This window comes from Streptococcus sp. 10F2, from assembly GCF_054331515.2.
The window spans coordinates 1-625 of record NZ_JBTGGE020000127.1 but is presented as its reverse complement, the minus strand read 5'-3'; the positions used below and the strand labels follow the sequence as shown (position 1 = coordinate 625).

Genomic DNA, 625 nt, shown 5'->3' with positions numbered 1-625 from the left:
TGCTCAAGAAAACTATGAGAAAAATCGCAAACGCTCAGTGAAAAAACTCATCCTAACCAAGGAAATGAAAGAGCAAATTCTTCACTATCACAGGCAGAAATATTCTCCTGAAATGATGGTTAAGGCTAAGAAAATCAAAGCTGCGATGCAAACTATCTACTATTGGTATCACAATGGACAGCTCGGTTTGACTTCAAATGATTTGCTTTACGCTAGGAAAAGAAAAGCTACTAGGAAGCAAGCTAGCTCTAAGTTTAAACCTGCTGGAAACTCTATTGATAATCGTCCGGATGAGATTAATCTTCGAGAACAAAATGGTCACTATGAGATTGATACGGTTATTTTGACCAAAGAGAAGAGTGAGTGTTTATTAGTAATGACTGACAGACGGAGCAGACATGAGATTATAAGGCTTATCCCTGATAAAACTGCCCTTTCCGTAAATAGAAGTTTGATTGAGATCATTGAGCAGCACCAGATACTTTCAATTACTGCTGATAATGGAAAAGAATTTAATCGACTATCGGAAGTATTTCCAGCAGAGCATATCTATTACGCACATCCGTATTCATCTTGGGAAAGAGGTACCAATGAAAACCAGAATAGGCTCATACGCAGATGGTTA

General features: G+C 37.9%; 1 protein-coding gene. It reads left to right on the top strand.

The features are described 5' to 3' along the window. Positions 1 to 625: IS30 family transposase (locus tag ACXM1Q_RS09360; RefSeq protein ID WP_458517819.1), on the top strand; the 625-nt coding region annotated here is incomplete at both ends.